Below are 2940 nucleotides of genomic sequence, written 5' to 3'. Positions count from 1 at the left end.
AAGCAATATTTATATTATAAAATTATCTTATATGGAAATATTATACATAAGGAGATGATTATATGTACAGTTTAAATAAAGTAGGAGAAAATACATACTATCTAGATTCTCCAACTAATATAGGATTATATAAGTTAAACGACACCGATGTCTGTCTAATAGACAGCGGCAATGACAAGGACGCAGGTAGAAAAATAAACAAACTTCTAAAGGAAAATAATTTTAATCTAGCCTATATAATAAATACTCATTCCAACGCCGATCATATAGGAGGAAATGAGTTTTTACAAAAGAGAACTGACTGCAAGATAATATCTACTGAAATAGAAAATTTATTCGCCAAATACCCAATTTTAGAGCCTTCTTTTCTATACGGTGGATACCCACTTAAAAAGCTTACTAATAAGTTTCTAATGGCAAAGGCAAGCAATCCAACTTCAGATATATCTGAACTTCCAGAGGGACTTGAATACATAAAGCTAGGCGGTCACTTTTTTGATATGATCGGTATAAAGACTTCTGATGACGTGTACTTCTTAGCTGACTGCGTGTTTGGTGAAAATACAATAAATAAATACCATATATCTTTTATATACAACGTGGACGAATTTTTAAAAACTCTAGACTTTGTAGAAACATTAGAAGGAAAATTATTTATACCTTCTCATGCAGAAGCTTGCGAAGACATCAAGCCTCTAGTTAAATTAAATAGAGACAAGGTCTTTGAAATAATGGATACTATATTAAATATATGTGAGGAACCTTTAATTTTTGAAGATATTTTACAAAAATTATTCATCCACTACGACCTTAAAATGGACTTAAACCAATACGTACTAGTTGGAAATACTTTAAAGGCTTACTTATCTTACTTACACGACAATGAAAAGCTAAGCCTAGAAATAATAGATGCTAAATTATACTGGAAATCTGTAGAATAGTAAAATCCCCAATCGCCGCATTTTAATTGCGACAATTGGGGCTATTTTTACTTATATCCAATTTCCTTCGCCATTTCTCTTTAATATAAATCTTATCATGTCCATAAGCTCGTCTTCTTTTTCTGTTCTAAATATAAACACGTGATTTCCCATTGCAGCAGCTAGAGCCTCTGGCACTTCTGTGCTTATAAGTATTTTATCTCCATATGTATTTTTTATATCTTCATAAGAATAAACATAATCTATTCCATTTCTTCTACTTGCATATCCAACTACATATTTTCTATTTACATCTACAAATAGCTTGTCATAAATAACCATATCTGCCCATATAGCGTAAGTATCTACATCGTAGGCGTAATTTATCATATCAGGCATATAAGCTCCTGGTGCTCTCATATTTACTTCTAATCCTATAAGATCACCTTTTTTACCAAGACCTTCTTTATCTACTTCTAGTCTAAAGAACTCAAAATGGAAATATCTACTTCTAGTGTCAAATGCCTTTACTGCTCTCTTACCTACTTCTTCGATGTCCTTTCCTTCAAATGGTTGGAAATAAAAAGCAGTATCTGAAGCTGTATTTACAGTGTCCATTATAGAATTTAGCATTACGTGGCTTGATGAAATCAATACATTCTTATTAGAATCTGTTATTCCGTCGAATGTTTCAACATGTCCATTTATAAATTCTTCCATTATATAAGTTATGTTGTGGTCCTTAGTTGCGAAGAAATATGCTACTTCATCATCGTTTTGAAGCTTATATGTACTAGATGCTCCAACTCCATTGTCTGGTTTTACTACAACTGGATAGCCTACTTCTTTTGTGAATTTTATAGCCTCTTCGTAAGTAGATATTAGTATGTATCTAGCAACTGGAATATTGCATGATCTATATACATCCTTCATTTTTGATTTGTACTTCATAGGCGCCATATCGTCTATTTTAGTACCTGTATTTACATCGAATATTTTTCTCAAAGTAGCTTCTGTTTCTAGCCAGTATTCATTTTGAGATTCTATCCAATCTATTTTTCCGTATTTTTGAGAGAAAAATCTACACGCCTGTTCTACCTCGTGGAAATTTTCTAAGCTTCCAACTTTATAGTATTCTGTAAGAGAATCTATCGTATGAGCTGGTAAAGACTGATATGGTGCGTCTCCTATACCTAATACATTGACACCTCTAACTTTTAAATTTTTACAGAAGTTATAAAAATAAAGTGGAAAATGTGGTGAAATAAAAACAACGTTCATCTAAAATACCCCCTTAATCGTTTACAATATTAAAATTAATTATATTATATGTCTTACAAAATATGAAAATTGAACCTGCCACCAATTCCAATCGTGGTTTACGTCATATCCCCATATATCTATCCATGCTGGTATATCCTTATATGCAAGCAATTCTTTCATCTTATGGATACTTCTAAGCATTTCATCCTCCCATGCTCCTTGACCACAGCACAAGACGATTTTACAATTTCTATACATATCTACATAGTAATGGTCGTAGCTCATACCTTCTATAAATTTTATAGGAGAATTATTGTAAACTAAGTCATCACAGTAATCTCCAAAGAATATATCAGAATCGAAATAACCGCTAAGTGATATTACTCCACCAAATACATCTGGTCTTCTAAACATAAAGTTAGCTGCATGAGTTCCTCCCATAGAGCATCCTGTAGTTATTATTTTTTTGCCTGTTTGATTTATTTGGTGAATTCTTGGAACTAATTCATTTACTATGTAGTTAAACCAAGCTTCTTGTCTACATATTCTATATCTTGGGTCTCCATTTTCATGAGACCAGCTCTCTTTGTCTATACTGTCACAGCAAAACAACTGTATTTTGCCTTCATCTATTAAATCTTCAACATTATCTAGCATTTTAAAGTTTTCAAAATCAAAAAATCTACCATTTTGCGCTGGAAATACTAATATAGGCTGGCCTGCATATCCGTATACATTGAATTCCATATCCCTATTT

Annotated in this window: 3 protein-coding genes; 1 reads left to right on the top strand and 2 read right to left on the bottom strand. The window is 32.1% G+C overall.

What is annotated here, in order from left to right; all coding sequences use genetic code 11:
• Positions 1-62 precede the first annotated feature (62 nt).
• A complete protein-coding gene (locus ACI3VO_RS12605) occupies positions 63-941 on the top strand; it encodes an MBL fold metallo-hydrolase (RefSeq protein WP_439758252.1) in 879 nt (292 codons plus the stop codon).
• A 51-nt stretch (positions 942-992) separates the two neighbouring features.
• Here the strand turns inward: ACI3VO_RS12605 and ACI3VO_RS12600 are convergent, their stop codons facing one another.
• Both ACI3VO_RS12600 and ACI3VO_RS12595 read right to left on the bottom strand, forming a co-directional pair.
• The gene (locus ACI3VO_RS12600) at positions 993-2201 is read right to left on the bottom strand and encodes an ATP-grasp domain-containing protein (RefSeq protein WP_439758251.1); all 1209 of its coding nucleotides are present in this window, start codon (positions 2199-2201) and stop codon (positions 993-995) included.
• 39 nt (positions 2202-2240) lie between these two features.
• On the bottom strand, positions 2241-2940 hold a 700-nt coding region (locus ACI3VO_RS12595), incomplete at its 5' end, for an esterase family protein (protein WP_439758250.1).

Origin of the sequence: Intestinibacter sp., from assembly GCF_051866655.1 — a bacterium.
GTDB lineage: Bacteria > Bacillota > Clostridia > Peptostreptococcales > Peptostreptococcaceae > Intestinibacter.
Note: the sequence above shows the minus strand (reverse complement) of the source record. Positions and strands in the feature narration are given on the sequence as shown.

Bases quoted from the DNA above. Each gene is read 5' to 3' on its own strand.
- ACI3VO_RS12605 (WP_439758252.1), top strand. From the start codon at position 63: ATGTACAGTTTAAATAAAGTAGGAGAAAATACATACTATCTAGATTCT.
- ACI3VO_RS12600 (WP_439758251.1), bottom strand. From the start codon at position 2,201: ATGAACGTTGTTTTTATTTCACCACATTTTCCACTTTATTTTTATAAC.